Annotated in this window: 15 protein-coding genes; 7 read left to right on the forward strand and 8 right to left on the reverse strand. The window is 69.9% G+C overall.

Features of this window, described 5'->3' with window-relative positions; genetic code table 11:
* Positions 1-18: 18 nt before the first annotated feature.
* Positions 19-1,023, reverse strand: coding sequence for a LacI family DNA-binding transcriptional regulator (locus tag AC07FN_RS04170; RefSeq protein ID WP_478394291.1), 1,005 nt, complete (start codon positions 1,021-1,023; stop codon positions 19-21).
* A gap of 107 nt (positions 1,024-1,130) precedes the next feature.
* Between AC07FN_RS04170 and AC07FN_RS04175 the strand changes: the two genes are divergently transcribed.
* Genes AC07FN_RS04175 through AC07FN_RS04185 form a run of 3 tightly spaced genes read left to right on the forward strand, consistent with a single transcriptional unit; the run spans position 1,131 to position 4,080 of the window.
* The gene (locus AC07FN_RS04175; RefSeq protein ID WP_478394292.1) at positions 1,131-2,027 is read left to right on the forward strand and encodes an amidohydrolase family protein; all 897 of its coding nucleotides are present in this window, start codon (positions 1,131-1,133) and stop codon (positions 2,025-2,027) included.
* Positions 2,024-2,596 (forward strand): cysteine dioxygenase, encoded by a 573-nt coding sequence (locus tag AC07FN_RS04180; RefSeq protein WP_478394293.1) that lies wholly within the window; start codon positions 2,024-2,026, stop codon positions 2,594-2,596. Before AC07FN_RS04175 ends, AC07FN_RS04180 begins: the two co-directional genes overlap by 4 nt.
* Before the next feature lie 32 nt (positions 2,597-2,628).
* On the forward strand, positions 2,629-4,080 hold the full coding sequence (locus AC07FN_RS04185) for an aromatic amino acid lyase (protein ID WP_478394294.1): 1,452 nt from the start codon (positions 2,629-2,631) through the stop codon (positions 4,078-4,080).
* Positions 4,081-4,102: 22 nt separating this feature from the next.
* Here the strand turns inward: AC07FN_RS04185 and AC07FN_RS04190 are convergent, their stop codons facing one another.
* Together AC07FN_RS04190 and AC07FN_RS04195 are read right to left on the reverse strand one after the other, a co-directional pair.
* A complete protein-coding gene (locus tag AC07FN_RS04190) occupies positions 4,103-4,396 on the reverse strand; it encodes a hypothetical protein (protein WP_478394295.1) in 294 nt (97 codons plus the stop codon).
* Positions 4,397-4,500: 104 nt separating this feature from the next.
* Entirely contained in the window at positions 4,501-5,391 is an 891-nt protein-coding gene (locus AC07FN_RS04195) for an MIP/aquaporin family protein (protein WP_478394296.1), read from the reverse strand.
* A gap of 266 nt (positions 5,392-5,657) precedes the next feature.
* On the opposite strand from AC07FN_RS04195, the gene AC07FN_RS04200 reads away from it, so the two are divergent.
* Both AC07FN_RS04200 and AC07FN_RS04205 read left to right on the forward strand, forming a co-directional pair.
* A complete protein-coding gene (locus AC07FN_RS04200; protein ID WP_478394297.1) occupies positions 5,658-6,929 on the forward strand; it encodes an Nramp family divalent metal transporter in 1,272 nt (423 codons plus the stop codon).
* 4 nt (positions 6,930-6,933) lie between these two features.
* Positions 6,934-7,317: an inorganic pyrophosphatase gene (locus tag AC07FN_RS04205; RefSeq protein ID WP_478394298.1), complete on the forward strand. Its 384-nt coding sequence runs from the start codon at positions 6,934-6,936 to the stop codon at positions 7,315-7,317.
* 112 nt (positions 7,318-7,429) lie between these two features.
* Here the strand turns inward: AC07FN_RS04205 and AC07FN_RS04210 are convergent, their stop codons facing one another.
* The 3 genes from AC07FN_RS04210 to AC07FN_RS04220 all read right to left on the reverse strand — a co-directional run bounded on the left by AC07FN_RS04210 (position 7,430) and on the right by AC07FN_RS04220 (position 10,081).
* Positions 7,430-8,086 (reverse strand): hypothetical protein, encoded by a 657-nt coding sequence (locus AC07FN_RS04210; protein ID WP_478394299.1) that lies wholly within the window; start codon positions 8,084-8,086, stop codon positions 7,430-7,432.
* Between the two features lie 111 nt (positions 8,087-8,197).
* Complete coding sequence (locus AC07FN_RS04215; RefSeq protein WP_478394300.1) at positions 8,198-8,983, reverse strand: ion transporter; 786 nt, start codon at positions 8,981-8,983, stop codon at positions 8,198-8,200.
* Positions 8,984-9,106: 123 nt separating this feature from the next.
* Positions 9,107-10,081: a sporulation protein gene (locus tag AC07FN_RS04220; protein WP_478394301.1), complete on the reverse strand. Its 975-nt coding sequence runs from the start codon at positions 10,079-10,081 to the stop codon at positions 9,107-9,109.
* A 1,224-nt stretch (positions 10,082-11,305) separates the two neighbouring features.
* Here AC07FN_RS04220 and AC07FN_RS04225 point away from each other — a divergent pair.
* Together AC07FN_RS04225 and AC07FN_RS04230 are read left to right on the forward strand one after the other, a co-directional pair.
* On the forward strand, positions 11,306-11,677 hold the full coding sequence (locus tag AC07FN_RS04225; RefSeq protein WP_478394302.1) for a ribonuclease domain-containing protein: 372 nt from the start codon (positions 11,306-11,308) through the stop codon (positions 11,675-11,677).
* Between the two features lie 12 nt (positions 11,678-11,689).
* Positions 11,690-12,259 (forward strand): barstar family protein, encoded by a 570-nt coding sequence (locus AC07FN_RS04230; RefSeq protein WP_478394303.1) that lies wholly within the window; start codon positions 11,690-11,692, stop codon positions 12,257-12,259.
* A 304-nt stretch (positions 12,260-12,563) separates the two neighbouring features.
* Here AC07FN_RS04230 and AC07FN_RS04235 read toward each other — a convergent pair whose 3' ends face one another.
* On the reverse strand, positions 12,564-13,760 hold the full coding sequence (locus AC07FN_RS04235) for an FAD-dependent monooxygenase (protein WP_478394304.1): 1,197 nt from the start codon (positions 13,758-13,760) through the stop codon (positions 12,564-12,566).
* 238 nt (positions 13,761-13,998) lie between these two features.
* Positions 13,999-15,945: a cellulase family glycosylhydrolase gene (locus AC07FN_RS04240; protein ID WP_478394305.1), complete on the reverse strand. Its 1,947-nt coding sequence runs from the start codon at positions 15,943-15,945 to the stop codon at positions 13,999-14,001.
* Positions 15,946-15,953 lie beyond the last annotated feature (8 nt).

Genomic DNA, 15,953 nt, shown 5'->3' on the forward strand with positions numbered 1-15,953 from the left:
CACTGTGGACGCCCGGGTTCAGCCGCGCGGTTCGGCCACCGAGTCGCGGTGCTTCGGCTCCGGGGCGATGAGCTTGCGGCGGCTCCGCCGGTTCTTGTCGACCGCCTTGAGCGCGCGCTCGACGACCGCGTCGACGACGGTTCGCACGTCCCAGCGGTAGGTGGACAGCGCGGGCGTCAGCAGGCGCGACACCGGGTGGTCGTCGTAGCCGAGGACCGAGAGGTCGGCGGGAATGGCCAGGCCGAGATCGCGCGCGGCCTCGTAGACGCCGTAGGCCATCGAGTCGGTGAGGCAGAACGCGGCCGTGGGGCGGGGCTTTTCGGCGAGCGCGGCCCGCGCGACCTCGGCGGCGCCGGTCAGGTCGTTCGGGCAGGCCACGACGCGCAGGCTCATCCGGAGCTCCTGCGCGACCTCGCGGACGACCTTCTCCGCGGGGCGCTGGCGCAGCAGCCGCGGCCCCGGCGTCAGCACCAGGATCTCGTCGTGTCCGGCGGAGCTGAGCGTTTTCAGCGCGTCGGTGACACCCAGGCCGTTGTCGAACACCACCTCGGCGGCGGTCGCCGCCCCGGGAAGCGGGTCGCCGATCGCGACGAGCATGGTCCGCTCGGCGGCGTCCGGCCAGTGCCGGGAATTCGGATCGACCGGGATCGTGACGAGCGCGTCGACCCGCTGGTCGAGGAGGTTCTTGGCGAGCAGGGCCTCGCGCGCGGGATCGGCGGCGGAGTCCATGAACAGCGTGTTGCGGTCGGCGGCGAGGAAGCGCCTGCCGAGCGTGGTGGCGAAGTTCTGCTGCCACAGGTCATCCAGCGAACTGCACAGCACGCCCACCATGCCGGTGCGGCCGCTGGCCAGCGCGCGGGCGACCGGGTCGGCCTCGTAGCCGAGGCGGTCGGCGACCTCCCGCACGCGCTGCTGGGTTTCCGGGGGAACCTGCAGGCCGCGGAGCGCGTAGGACACGGCGGCCGGGGAGAGCCCCGTCTCCGCCGCGATGTCCTTGATCGTGGGGCGCTTGCGGCGTTGCACCTGGAAAGCCTAGCGCGCGGCGGATGCGCACGTTCGGCCCTTGACCGCGCGAGCGCTGAGGCGGTTCACTGAAACCGTTCACTGAAGCGCTTCACAAGGGTGTGCCCGTGTCCGATCCGGTGATCGACGTGCACCAGCACCTGTGGCCCGCGGAGTTCGTCGACGTGTTGCGCGCACGCGCGGATCCACCGCTGCTGCGCGGCTGGACGCTGCACTTGGCCGGCGAGCCGCCGTTCGAGGTGGACCCGGCCGATCACGAGCCGTCCGAGCGCGCCGCTCGCGAAGCGGGGACGGCGGTCGCGCTCGTGTCGCTGTCCAGCCCGCTCGGCATCGAGTGGCTGCCGCCGGACGAGGCCGAACCACTGCTGGACGCCTGGCATCGCGGCGCCGCGGCACTGCCCGATCCGTTCCGGGTGTGGGCGGCGGCCAACGTGCTGGAGCCCGACGAGCAGCAGGTGCGCGAGGCTCTCGGCGGGGGATGCGCCGGCCTGCAGATCCCGGCCGACGCCATGCGGCAACCGGCCGACGTGGAACGCATCGCCGCGCTGCTCGCGGTGTGCGAGCAGGCGGACCGGCCAGTGTTCGTGCACCCCGGCGCCGCGACGAGCCCGGCCGCCGGCGTGCCCGGCTGGTGGCCACCGGTCGTCGACTACGTGGCGCAGCTGCAGGCGGCGTGGTGGTCCTGGCACGTCGCGGGCCGCGCACTGCTCCCGCGGCTGCGGATCTGCTTCGCCGCCGGGGCCGGGCTGGCGCCGGTGCACCACGAGCGGCTGGCGGCCAGGGGAGGCGCGTTCGACCGCGTCGATCCGGGTGTCTTCGTCGAGACCTCGTCGTACGGGCCGCGCGGGGTGGACGCGCTGGTCCGGGTGCTCGGGATCGACCCCGTCGTCCTCGGCAGCGACCGGCCCTACGCCGAACCGGCCGATCCGGGGCTGGGGGAGGCCGCCGCCCGGGCCATCCGCTGTTCGAACCCGCGTCGTCTGCTGGAAGGAGGAACACCGTGATCGGCGAACCGACCGCGCCCGGCCTGCCCGCCAGGCGAGCGCGCCGGATCGGCGACGTGCCGGGCGGATTCACCCTCGAAGCGCTGCCCGGGCGCTACCTCGACCAAGGCGAACTGCTCGGACTGGTCGCGGGTCTCGCACGCCGACCGGATGCGTGGCGGCACCACGTCGCGTTCAGCGACGAGAAGCGGCATTACGCGTCGCTGCACCGGGACGCGCACGTCGACGTCTGGGTGCTGTGCTGGACGCCGGAGAACGACACGGGCTGGCACGACCACGACATCTCCGCGTTCGCGGTCGCGGTGGCCCGCGGCGTGCTCGTCGAGCACAACCTGGCCGTCGCCGGGCCGAGCGCGGTCACCGACGTCGCCGCGGGCTTCGCGTACGGCGGCGGGCCGGACCACATCCACCGGCTCACCGGCCAGGAGCCGCGCAGCGTCTCGATCCACGCCTACTCGCCGCCGCTGTGGCGGATGGGCCAGTACTCCGTGGCCGACGGCGTGATCCGGCGCGTTTCCGTGTCCTACGCGGAGGAACTGCGTCCCATCGACGACACCGCGCCCGTCTGATCCGGCACGGGTTCGCGGGGAGGGAAGGGGCCATGACCGCGGTGCGCGCCGGAGCCCCGGTGCTCCTCGACGGCGCTGATATGTCCATTGTGGATGTCGCGCGGATCGCCGACGACCGGGTGGCGGTCTGCGTCGCGCCCGCCGAGCTGGCCCGGCTCGGCGCAGCCGCGGTGCCCACCGGGCCGGTCTACGGGCGCACCACCGGCGTGGGCGCCAACCGCTCCGAGGTGGTGCCCGGTGGAGCCGCGCACGGGATGCGGCTGCTGCGCAGCCATGCCAGCGGGATCGGGAACCTGCTGCCGGAGCGGGACGTGCGGGCGATGCTGGCCGTCCGGCTGAACCAGGTGCTGCGCGGCGGCACCGGCGTGCGGCCCGGGCTCGCGGAGGCGATGGCCGCGGCGCTCAACGCCGGGGCGTACCCGGAGGTGCACGAGCACGGCTCGGTCGGGACCGGCGATCTCGGGCCGTTGGCCGAACTCGGGCTCGCCCTCGCCGGCGAGGCGCGCTGGACCGGTCGCGGACCGGCCCCGGTCGCCCTGACCGAGGGCGAGGCGTTGGCGTTGATCAGCAGCAACGCCCTGACGATCGGCCAGGCGGCGCTGGCGGTGGCCGCGGTGCGGGGTCTGGTGTCGGCGACCGCCGCGATCGCGGCGCTGACCGCGCTCGCCGTCGACGGATCGACCGAGCCGTTCGCGCCCGAGGTGCACGCGGGCCGCCCGCACGCCGGCGCATCCCGGGTCGCAGCCGAGGTGCTGGCGCTGCTCGGCGGCGAGGTGGCTCCGGGCCGCCGGATCCAGGATCCGTTCGGGCTGCGGTGCTTCCCGCAGGTGCACGGCCCGGCGGTGGAGGCCGTGGCCGACGCCGACGCGGTCGTGGTGGTGGAGCTCAACGCGGCCGCGGAGAACCCGCTGCTCACGACCGGCGAACCGGCGGCGGCCCGCCACCACGGTGGATTCCACGCCGCCCAGCTGACCCTGGCGCTGGACCGGTTGCGGCTGGCGATGCTCGCCACGGCCCAGCTGTCGGCGGCGAGGCTGGCGATGCTCACCGAACCTGGGATGACGGGGCTGCGCCCGTTCCTGGCGGCGGGACCGCCGGGCAGCTCGGGGATCATGGCGCTCGAATACGGCGCCGGTTCCGCGCTCGCCGAACTGCGCGCCGCGGCGTTCCCGGCGACACTCGGCCACATCGCGCTGTCCAGGGGCGCCGAAGAGCACGCGAGCTTCGCCCCGCAGGCGGTCCGGCAGACCCGGCGCGCCGCGGATGCGCACCGGCTCGTCCTGGCCTGCGAACTCGTGGCAGCGGTCCGCGCGAACCGGCAGCGCGGCATCAGCCCGGGGCGACCGATCCGCGCGGTCTACCAGCGGGCGTGCGACGCGCTGGATCCGGATACCCGGGAACGCCCGCTGTCCGGCGACGTGGCGGCCGCGGCGGCCGTCGTCGACGAGATCCCGCGGCTGGTCCAGCGGGTTCGCCGGGATTGACCACTGTGGACAGGCATGGGGCTCACCCGCCGGCCTCCCGATCGAGCAGGCCCGCGCAGGCGGCGAACTCGCACAGCTCCGCCGACCACGCGGCCAGGCCGTCGAACGTGGTGACGTCGCCCCTGCGCACCGAGTCCCAGCAGAACTCGTCGGCCAGCCGGATCGCCCGATCCACCGCCGGGCCCAGCGCGTGCGGCGGCGCGGCTTCCACATCCCGGCGCAGGCTCGCGAACCCGTCCGCGGCCGGCGGATCGGCCGCCTCCTGGAGCTGGGCCAGCCGAACGGACAGTTCGCCGACGAGGTACTGCTGCGTCATCGCCACCGCCACCCATCCCGATGTTCGAAATGGGTGTACCCGGGCCGAATCCGGTCGTAATCCGGCGGACTGCGCCGCTACCGGGTCGGATTAACCGGGCGGCCTCAGCTCGCGTCGTCGCTCACCCGCCCGGGTTCCGGCGGTGCCGCGCGGGCCGCGACGACCTGGCCGATGAACAGGTCGTAGACGACGGCGCCGACGACGCCGCCGACGAGCGGCCCGACGATGGGGATCCAGAAGTACCAGCTGAACCACTGGTAGGTCCCGGGCAGGGCGATGCCGTCCCAGCCGGCGATGAACGTCCACAGGCGGGGGCCGAAGTCGCGCGCCGGGTTGATCGCGTAGCCGGCGTTGGGCCCGAAGGTCAGGCCGATCGCGGCGACGGCCAGGCCGATCAGGAACGGCCCGAGGTTGGCCGCCGGCGCGGTGTTGCGGGTGTCGGTGAGCGCGAAGATGAGCAGCACCAGGATCGCGGTGCCGACGATCTGGTCCAGCAGCGGCCCCCACCACGACCCGTCGAAGTACTTGGCCGGGAAGGTGGCGAAGATCGCGAAGGTGTCCAGGGACTGCGGGCGGGCGAGACCGGCCTTGGTGTTGAACGCGTCGATCGCCCAGCTGTACGTCGCGTACACCAGCGCGGCGGCGACGAACGCGCCCACGACCTGGGCGACGATGTAGGGCACGACCTTCACCCACGGGAAGGCCCGCCGCACCGCGAAGGCCAGCGTCACCGCCGGGTTGATGTGCGCGCCGCTGACGCCGCCCGCGACGTAGACGCCGAACACCACGGCGAGTCCCCAGCCCCACCCGATGATCAGCCAGTTCGCGGGCCCGAAGGCGTCGGATTGCCGCCCCGAGCCGGGAAGTCCGGCGACGGCCACCGCGACCGATGCGCACCCCAGCAGGATCAGGACGAAGGTTCCCAGGAATTCCGCCAGCATCTCGCCGCCGAGTCCTGCTCGGTAGCCGCGGCGGCGTACGTTCTCCTCGGCCATCGGTGGCTCCATACCCGAGTTGATTTACCCCCATCACGCGATTCGGCCGGTCTGGCGCGGCGGAATCGGTAACCGGAGTGTAGGACTCCCGCTCCGGACGCGCCGGGTGCGAGCGGCCGGGTGGGGGCTTGCGAAGAGAATTTTTCGGCATACCGTAATCTCGTGGACGGGAAGACGAATCGTTGTTCGCGCGGGCCCACCGGGGCGCCGCGCGCGGACCGGCAGGAGGCCGTCATCGGCGCGCAGGCAGCGGCTCGGGTGGACCGATGGGCGTGACCGAGGTCGAGGCGGGACGCGATTCCCGGGAGGACCTGGGGCAGGTGCTCGGGCGGGGGCGGATGCGGGGCGCGCTCGCGATGCTGGGGCCCGCCTTCATCGCGGCCATCGCCTACGTCGATCCCGGCAACTTCTCGACCAACATCGGCGCCGGCGCGGAGTTCGGCTACGCGCTGGTGTGGGTCGTGGTGCTGGCGAACCTGATGGCGATGCCGGTGCAGTTCCTGTCCGCGAAGATCGGCGTGGTCACCGGCAAGACGCTGCCCGAGGTGTGCCGGGAGCGGCACTCCCGGCCGGTGCGGTGGGGCCTGTGGCTGCAGGCGGAGATCGTCGCCATGTCGACCGACCTCGCCGAGTTCGTCGGCGCCGCCCTCGGCCTGTACCTGCTGTTCGGCATCCCGATGGTGCCGGCGGCGCTGATCACCGCGGTCGTCGCGTTCGCACTGCTGGGCCTGCAGGCGCGCGGCTACCGGCCCTTCGAGCGGGCGATCGCCGGGTTGCTGCTGCTGATCATCGCCGGCTTCGCCTACCAGCTGCTGCGCATCGGCGTGGAGCCCGCCCAGGCCATCGCCGGGCTGGTGCCGACGCTGCCGGCCGGCAGCGCCTACCTCGCGGTGGGGATCGTCGGCGCCACCGTGATGCCGCACGTGGTCTACCTCCACTCGGCGCTCACCAGCCGCCGGGTGGCCGTCTCCACCGACGACGACCGCCGGAAGGTGCTGCGGTTCGAGCGCTGGGACGTGGTCATCGCGCTCGGCCTCGCCGGGTTGATCAACCTGTCGATGCTGGTCATGGCCGCGAAGTTGTTCCACACCAGCGGCAACACCGGGATCAGCAGCATCGAGGACGCGCACGCGGGCCTCGCTACCTTCGCCGGTGGCACCGCCGCCCTGGTGTTCGCGGTCGCCCTGCTCGCGTCCGGGATCTCGTCGTCCAGCGTCGGCACCTTCGCCGGGCAGGTCGTGATGGCCGGGTTCATCAACTTCCGGATTCCGCTGCTGCTGCGCCGGTTGATCACGATGACGCCCGCGCTCGTGGTGATCGTGCTCGGCATGAACCCCACCGACGTCCTGAACTTCAGCCAGGTCGTGCTGAGCTTCGGCATCCCGTTCGCGCTGATCCCGCTGCTGCTGGTGACCAGGGACCGCTCGGTCATGGGCGCCTTCGCGAACCCGCGCTGGCTGACGGCGGTGATGACGGCGATCACGACGCTGATCATCGGCCTGAACGCCTACCTCCTCTACGACCAGTTCCTGGGCTGAGCCCATGAGAACCGAAGCGCCGGATGGGGCGCATCCCGGATCTGCGGGATTCTTCGCCGCGCTGGCCGATCTCGTGCGGCACGGCGAGATCGTCGTCGACCGGCCGAAGGGGCGGCCGCATCCGCGCATCCCGGACGTCGTCTACCCGCTGGACTACGGCTACCTGGCGGGCACCACCGGTGGTGACGGCGCCGGCATCGACGTCTTCGTCGGCTCGGCGGCGGGCGCGGGAGTGGCGGGCGTCCTGCTCACCGCGGACCTGGCCAAGCGGGACGCCGAGATCAAGGTGCTCGTCGACTGCTCGCCCGAGGAGGTCGGGATGGCCAGGGATTTCGTCAGCGGAGTCCTCGGCATCGGCGGTCATCTCGTCCGGCCGGGCGAGCCCTAGTGCCGTGACCGCATAGGTTCGCCGGGTTGCCGGTTGGGACGGGTGGCCTGGTGCGCTCTCGCCGGGTAAGGGCACGATCATCAGCCTGGCCGCGGCTGAAGCCGATCCGCTCCTATGACCGCGGTGTGCTGGCCCAGCGCCACGTGGTGAGACGAGGGTGCCCCGGCAGTTCGGCGCGGCCGGTGGCCCACAACAGGGTGAGCCAGGGATCCGCGCCGTCCGGAGCCTCTGGAAACAGACGGGCGAGCACCCGCGAGCAGAGAGCGGAGGGCGGGGTCCAGGCAAGTCCGAAGCCTTCCGCCAGATCGTGCATGTGTACCAGCGTCTCTACCACCCCCATCGCCGCGAAGCCTTCGGGGTCCGACACCCCGGCGGCGTGGTGGGCGCGGACCTGGGGCGGCGTGGTACGCACCATGGCGACCAGCAGCGCGCCGCACGCCTCCAGCACCTGCACCAGGCCGGCCGGACCCGCATCACGCTCCGCGAAGAGGAAGTACGCGGGTCCGTCCGGCCTCTTCTGGCTCAACGCGAAAGGCACATGGGTGTCCAGCGGCGGGCTCTGCGGCCCCAGCTGCACGGCGTAGTAGAACAGGTCGTTGGCGAGGTGCTCGGCGGTCTCCCAGCAGTCCCACTCCAGCGAACCGGCCTTGCCGCCCCACCCCTCCGGGGGTGCGTCCCGAAGGATGCCCACGGCGAGCCGCACGGCAAGGTCGACGTCGTCCGCGGTGACGGGAGACAACACTGATCCGGTTTCGACTGATCGAGACATCGCAGCACCGTATCGCGGGGGAAGAGGGCAACCCCTTCCAGTCACATCCAATCGGCACGAGGCCAGTCAGCACCAACCCGATGATCGTTTCCGGTCACGCACTAGCCGACTTCAGGATTCGGCCGGCGCGGCGCGGAGTTCCCGGACTTCGGCGCGGAGTTCGCGGATCTCGGTGAGCAGTTCGCGGACCGTTTCACCGTCGTCCTCGCGTTCGCGGCCCACCTGGGATTCCATCGCGGACACGGCGACGGCGATGAAGAGGTTGAGGACGGTGAACGTGGTGATGGCGATGTAGCCGATGAAGAAGATCCAGGCCAGCGGTTCCTCGGCCATCACCGCGCGGGCGACCTCGGACCAGGCTTCCCCGGTCATCACCTGGAACAGGGTGAACAGCGAGTCGCCGAGGTCGCCGAAGTAGTCCGGGGCGACCGCGCTGAACAGCTTGGTGGCGATCACCGCGCCCACGTACAGGATCAGCACCAGCAGGGCGGCGATGGAGGCCATCCCCGGGACGGCCGTGAGCAGCGCGCTGACCACGCGGCGCATGCTGGGGATCACCGAGATCAGCCGCAGGGCGCGGAGGATGCGCAGCGCGCGCAGGACTCCGAAGGCCCCGGTGGTGGGCAGCAGCGCGATGCCGACGATGACGGCGTCGAAGCAGTTCCACGGGTCTCGGAAGAATCGCCAGCCGTGGCCGTACAGGCGGGCGGCCAGTTCCACCGCGAACACCGCCAGCGCGGCCCGGTCCACCGCGTGGAGCAGCCAGCCGTGGCTGGCGACCAGGCCGGGGGAGGTCTCGCAGCCGAGCGTCACGGCGTTGACGAGGATGACCGCGATGACCACCCGCTGGGTGAGTGGCGCGTCGACCAGCTCGCGGACGCGTTCGCGCGTGCTCACCAAGTACTCCCGATCACGGCGGAGGCAACGATGTTGATCAATCTAACGGGTTGCCCCGACGGGAGTTGAGCTGACCGGCGCGCGGTGGGTGCCGGGAACGGATTCCCGGCGCCCACCGGAGGATCAGAACTCCTCTTCGTCGCCCTCGAAGACCTCTTCCAGCACCTCGCCCACGACCATGCCGCCGAGGATCCCGGCGCCGGCGCCCAGCGCGGCACCCGCGACCATGCCGCCCATCCCGGATCCGCGCCGGTGGTGCTCGTCGTGGTGGCCGTGGTGCTCGTAGCCGTGGTGGTCGTACCCGGCCATCGGGTGGCCCGCGCCGCGGCGGTCGGCGACCTGTTCCAGCCAGCCGTGGATCCGCCCGGCCCAGTCGGTGCCGAGGGCTTCCTCGTGGGAGGCGTGGAAGCGGCCGAAGGCGTCCTGGCTCGGGGTGAAGAACCCGCCGCGCTTGTCGGCCTCCAGCACCACGTCCAGCCCGTGCGGGCCGGCGACGAAGGTCAGCTCGACCTCGTTGATCCGCCCGGCGAACTGCTGGGGCGGGTAGAACTCGATCTCCTGGAAGAACGGCAGTTCCTGGCGGACGCCGTGCAACCGGCCGTGCTCCAGGTCGGCGCTCTTGAAGTGGAAACCGAGCTGGGAGAACGCCTCCAGCACCTTCTCCTGCGCGGGCAGGGGTTCCACCGACACCGGGTCGAGGTCGCCCTTGTCGGCGACCTTGGCGATGGCCAGCTCGGTGCGCACGCCGAGCGTCATGCCGTGCAGGTGCTGCCCGTAGACGCTGGTGATCGGCGTTTCCCACGGCACCGGCAACTGGAACGGGATGGTCTTGTTCTCGCCCTCGCGCAGCTCGAACCGGCCGGCCACCACGGCGCGGTGGAACTCCACGCCGGCGTGCCCGTCGTGGCCGCCGTGCTCGGTTTCGACGCGCGTGACGAAGCCGAGCGCGACGCTCTCGACGGTGACGTCCTGGTTCCCGCCGGTGATGCGGACTTCCCCGGCGAGGTTCTCGCCCGGGCGGACGTGCTGGTGGTGCAGCACGGTGTCCACCGACGGGCCGCCGACGCCGAGGGCGCCCAGGAGCTTCTTGAAGACCATTCTGCTGGCCCTTCCTCTTCTTCTCGCTGTCGATTCAGTTGCGGTGCGTGTGGTCGAACGGATTGCGGGCGGTGCGGCTCCTCCGGCCGGATCGGTGATGTCAGTGCGGTCCGATGCGGCCGCGCCCGCTCCGCGGCATTTTCGGATGCCGCGGTGTCGTGCGGGAAGGGGAGGAAAGTGCCATCGGCCGGCCAGGGGAGGAGTGCCGGGGAATCTTCGGCTGCACGGCGCGAGAAACGTACCGGGCTCGGGTCGAGGGCGACCGGAACGGGTGCCGGGCGAAGTCGTGGGCGGCGCCTGGCCGTGACGGGACTCCGCAGGGGAGGTGCTGTCCGCCGACGCGCGGCAGGCGGTTCGGTTCGGGCCGCCGACGTGCGGCGTCAGCGGCTCGGAGAGGTCCGCGCCCCTCGGCTCGCGAGGGGCGCGGCAGGTACTTCCAGGATCATCGCCCATGTCCGTAGCAACGGAGCAACAGGTGATCCGGTTCCGGACGAACGACACGAAGATCGTGATCAACACAACATCGCCCGTCCGCGATGCCTCGTTGAGAACCCCGGTAGACGTCGCCTAGCTCATCACCGAGCTGGCCTGCTTCCTCGGCGGGGATACAGTGAAACTCGACTCCACTCGCACCACCTGGCGGTGGAGATCGTCGATCCACACCTGGCGGGTGCACCTGTCGATGGCCGAGTAGGTAGCGGACCTCCCCTGCGATGGTGGGCGTGTGCTCCCGACTCCGGGGGCTTGCCGCCGCTCGTCTCTGATCCGCTCGGCGCTTCCGGCGAAGGTGGCCAGGGGCGACCGACAGGTCGCCGTCAACATCGTCATCACAGATGGCATGGGGCACCGCACGGCATGCAATCGCGCCGACAATTCTCGGTGGCATGTGCCACCGCTTAGGAAGTAGCCAAACCACCCAGTGGCCTCATGCCCGGAGTCGGCGGACGTGGCCCCGCAGAACTGGACAACGTGCCCTGCGTCACACCTTATTGGCGGTATCGCACAGTTGGTCTATTCCAATAAATTCCGCTCCTGACCACACGCGAGGGGCGTGTGGCGAGCAAAAAATGAAGGCTCGTTGGGGCGTCCTCGTGCCTTCATATGCCTGTTGTTACTTTTTGTCTGGGGTGTTGATGTCTATCAAAAGAATTTCGGTCGGCAACTCGCAATTGGTTCGCCTGCTCGTTGCATGCGTCTCATTTTTTGACTCTTCTCGTTGCGCCATTGTCGGCCCAGGCTGCAGAAGGTGATTCGTCGCGCCCGTGCGCGGTCGATCCGCGCACGGGAACGCAGCTCAACATTCCGCAAGCGGCCTGGGACATGCTTTCCTACTTGCAAAGTCACAACTTCACGCCTCCCCCAGGGATCAAAGGTGGTGCGATCTATCGCAACGCCGACGGCAAGCTTCCCGCCCTCCCTCCACCGTATGAATATCGGGAGTACGACATCTACCCGGCCGGCCCTAACGGGCGTGGTCCCGAGCGGATCGTGACCGACGCAGCCTTGGAAACTATCAACTACGACTGGTATAGTCCTGATCACTATCAGACGTTCATGCCGTTCATTAAGGGCAGGTGCGCCGCAACTAGCAGCTAGGCTGGTCGACGAGTGATCAACGATCTCAAGTGGGATGCGATCCTCGCCCCGGGGGTGTTTGTACCCCCGGGGCGAGGGCGCTCCGCAATGCACTGGGCTCATTTTGTTACTCTTTCCAATGTTCAGTTCACTGCAGCATTGGAGCGTCTCTCTCATCAACCGCCAGCGGATGGCGCACATCTTGCGGTTATCGATGGCAGTAAATGCCAGTCAGATAGGGAACTGTTTGACGAATTTGCTCGCCAACTTGAATTCCCATCCTACTTTGGCTACAACTGGGGGGCGTTCGATGAATGCCTATCTGATCTGCTGGTACTTGACGACGGAGGATTGGGCGCAGCGTTCGGCGATCGAGCAGGTGTTGCGGCTTCGACATTGCTAATTGCCATAAAATGCACCAAAGCTGTGCTGGCGCGCGAAAATAGGCACGAATTCGGGAAGTTTATTTCCGCGTTGCAGGCTGCGGCGAACGGTGAGCTGTTCAAATATGTGCGACCAAGACCGAGAGTGGCCCGACTGAGGGTAGTGTTCCACTCGGACGATCAAGAATTCGGCCACTTCAATGAAATGGTTGCCGAGTAGTCGACTTCGATCGGTTTCGTGACTCAAATATGGCATCTTCGTCCCGCGCGTTCGTATTGGTTGTGTTCGCGCGAGTTGTCGGTGCCGCCACGGCGATCGGCAGTTCGGCGTCGAGCAGACGGGCCGACGAGCGTCACTCCCCAGGCCGTGGCAGTCGATCGGGCTGCCGCCGAGGGAGCTGTGCGACGGGCCTGTGATGACGACCAGTGGTCCAGCGGCCGGCGCCGTGGGTAACTCGGGCCAACCCTATCCAGTCAGGGACAGGTCGACGCCCGCGAAGTGGTCATGGCTGGTGCCTTCTGCCTCAGCGGCGCAGCGACTCGCCGCGCTTGCGCGCCCGAGCCCACCGCAAGCCGTTGCCGAACAGCCGTTGGGTCTTGCGTGCCGCCAAGTGCTGCGTCAGCAGGTACTGCTGGTAGTGCCACGGCGGCTGCAAGCTGTTCCGGTTGCACATCGCGTAGCAGAACTCCACAGCATTGCGGTCGGTGTAGCGGTCGGTGTTCTCGAACCACGCCATGCTGGTGCGTGCCGAGGCCTGCGCCATGCGCATCATGGCGTGGCCTTCCTCATCGAACTCCTTGAGCGCCATGGACGTTTGCTCGCGATCCAGCAGTTTCTGCGCGAGCATCACCGCGTCGGTCATGGCCAGCCTGGTCCCGGAGCCGAGCGTGAAGTGCGTGGTGTGCGCGGCATCGCCGATCAGCACCATGTTCTCGTGGCGCCAGGTCTGGTTGTAGACCTGGGTGAAGTGCTGCCATGAGGCCGGCTTTCCCCGGGCGGCGCTGATCAGCGAGTGCCCGGCGAGCGGCTGGTCGAAGATGTCCTCCAGCAACCGCATGCTCTCGTCGTCGCCGAGCCGGTCGAACCCCAGTCGTTGCCAGGTGGTGTCCTGGCATTCGACGATGAAGGTGCTGATGCCGGCGCTGGAGGGGTAGGCGTGGAACCAGATCCAGCCCTCGGGTGTCTCTTCGAAGTCGAAGGTGAACATGTCGAAGACCCGGTCCGTGCCCAGCCAGATGTAGGGGTTGCGGCCGTGGTCGACCTGGGTGCCGAACTCCTCGGCGTAGTGCTGGCGGGTGCGGCTGTTCGCGCCGTCGGCGACCACGATCAGATCGGCGTCGGCGAACTCCGACAGGTCCTCCGCGGCGTGCTCGTAGCGGACGTCCACGTCGAGGTCGGTGGCGCGCTGGGCGAGTATCTCCAGCAGTGGCGCGCGGTTCACGCTGTACCCGTATCCGCCCATGTAGGCGTGTTCGGTGCCGTGCAGCGAGACGACCTGCTCCCGCCACAGCGTCGAAGCGGCGCGGATCTGCTCCGCGCTCTCCCGGTCGTTGCGGTACAGCATGTCCAGCAGGTCGTCCCAGTACACGACGCCCCAGCCGTAGGTTGCTCCCGGCGGGTCCCGTTCGATCACGGTGATGTCGTGCCCGGCGTCCCTGAGCTTCGCCGAGATGGCCAGGTAGAGGCCGGCCGGCCCGGCCCCGATGCACACGATCTTCATGACGTCTCCACACGAGCAGCGGGATGAGTGGTGACCGCGGAATGCTCGTGAGCGCCACGAGCGATCGGTGTCCGCATGGGTCGGTACGACCCCGTTGTACACCGGTGGGAAGCCGGTCGCATGCGCGCCGCCGCCTGCCCGCTTCCGGAGCTGCGGGACAAGGGACTTTCGCCCCGACATGCACCCACCGCGAGCCTTCCGGGCAGCCGCAGCAGCCCGGAAGGCCCACGGCCCGGCGTTACCGCACCGCGCGCAGCTCGACGACCCGCACTCCGTAGGCGGGCAGCGTGATCTTGGAAAGGAGTTCACCGGTCTTGGTGTCGTGCAAGGAAGAACCGTCCGCCCGCGGCGTTGTCGTGACTTCCTGGCCGTGCTGGCTGACGAGCCAGGCGAACCGGCGCCCGTCCTCGTGTCGGAGCTCGTCCGCGAACACCCGCGGATCGTCGACCGCGATCGTCCGATCGACGCCGGCGATCTCGGCCAGCGCCGCGTAAAGCCGGTGCGTGTCCTCCGGGTTGACGCGCGCGTTCCGCGCCGCGAAGTGCTCGATCGGATAGGTGCACAGCACGGTCTCGCCCCGCCCGCTGCGGTGGCGCAGCAGGGCCGGCCTGCCGTGCGCGTCGGTGGCCACCACCGTCGCTCCGCGCGGGTGGACCGGGAGGTACGCCCGGCTGTGCTCGTTGCCGCCGACCCGGAAGCGCAGCACCTCGCCTTCGGCGATGCCGCCGAAGTCCTCGGCGAAGGTGAACTCGACGACCTCGTCGGTCACCTCGTCGACCACGCCGTAGGTCATCTCCTTCGCGACGCCGAAGGTCTCGTCCAGGTAGGGGATCCACGGCTGCCGGTGGTGTCCGACCTCGCCCGCGGTGTAGGACAGGTACAGCACCGCGCCCTGCGCCACCCGCTCGCGCAGCCGCTGCCAGGTCGGCCCCTGGATCTGCTTGGTGCACGGCAGCAGGTACAGCGAGCAGTCCGGGTCGATGCCGTCGCGTTCCCTGGTGAACCCGACGGGCAGGTCGGCCTCCCGCGCGGCCACGTACGCCTGCTGCAGCGAGCTGAAGACGAGCGGCCGGTCGTCGTCCTGGCTGAACGGGTAGCCGCGCTCCAGGTACTCGGTCACCACCAGCGCGGCCTGCGCATCGGTGCGCTCGCACCTGGCGAAGTCCACAGTGGATAGAACGTCGGCGAACGCGGCCAGCTCGTGCAGCGGCGGCTTCGGGTTCCCGGCGCTGTCGGTGATGCCGAAGTGCATCTCGAAGGGGTGGTGCGAGTACGGGCCCTGCTCGATGAGGTCGTCGTAGTCGGTGTTGTTCCACGCCACCCAGCCGGTCGATCCGGCGAGCAGCGAGTTGTGCAGCGTCTGCCGGTAGTAGTGCGCGGCGTGCTCCGGCGACACCTGGTCGCTGGAGAGGCCGAACTCCTCCAGCACCACCGGCTTGCCGCCCACCGCGGCCAGCTCGCAGATGAACGCCGCGCCGAGGTGCTGGCGCACCGGGTCGCTGTCGATCCGGTACACGTGCGGGCCGACGAAGTCCACCAGCGCACCGGTCTCGCGGACCGAGAACCCGTTGTCCGTGCCGGTGACCTCGATGCCCCACGCGCCGTCGCCCAGCGACACGGGCTGGTGCCCGCCGCCGGCCCGCACCGCCTGCACCATCAGCTGCGCCCAGCTGGTGACCTGCTCGGTCGGCGCCTTCGGCTCGTGCCGCAACCGGCCGTAGATCGGCATCTCGTTGCTGATCAGCCAGCCCGCGACGGCCGGGTGCGCGGCGAAGCGCTCGGTCATCCGCTGCACGAACCACGCCTGCCGGGACACCAGCCAGACGTCGGCGTAGAGGTCGCGGCCGTCCCGCCACGCCGGATCCCAGTTGTCGCCGGACATGTGCCCCACGATGAAGGTCGGGATCGACGACATGCCGATCTCCTGGTGCGCGTCCAGGAAGTCGGCGAAGTGCTCGACCTTGGCCGCGTCGACGCTGTCCGGGGCCGGCATGAAGTCGGGCCAGTAGAAGAAGGAACGCGTCTGCCGCAGGCCGTGCTCGTGGAGCACCCGCAGTTCCTCGCGCACGACCCGCGGCGAGTAGTTCCGCCACATCAGCGGCCCGCCGGTGCGCGACCAGAAGTTCGCGCCGAGCCACACGGCCGGTTCCCCGGCCACGGTCACCTTGGCGGAGTTGCGTCGCATCGATCGCC

The organism is Saccharopolyspora sp. NPDC045941 (assembly GCF_056431445.1).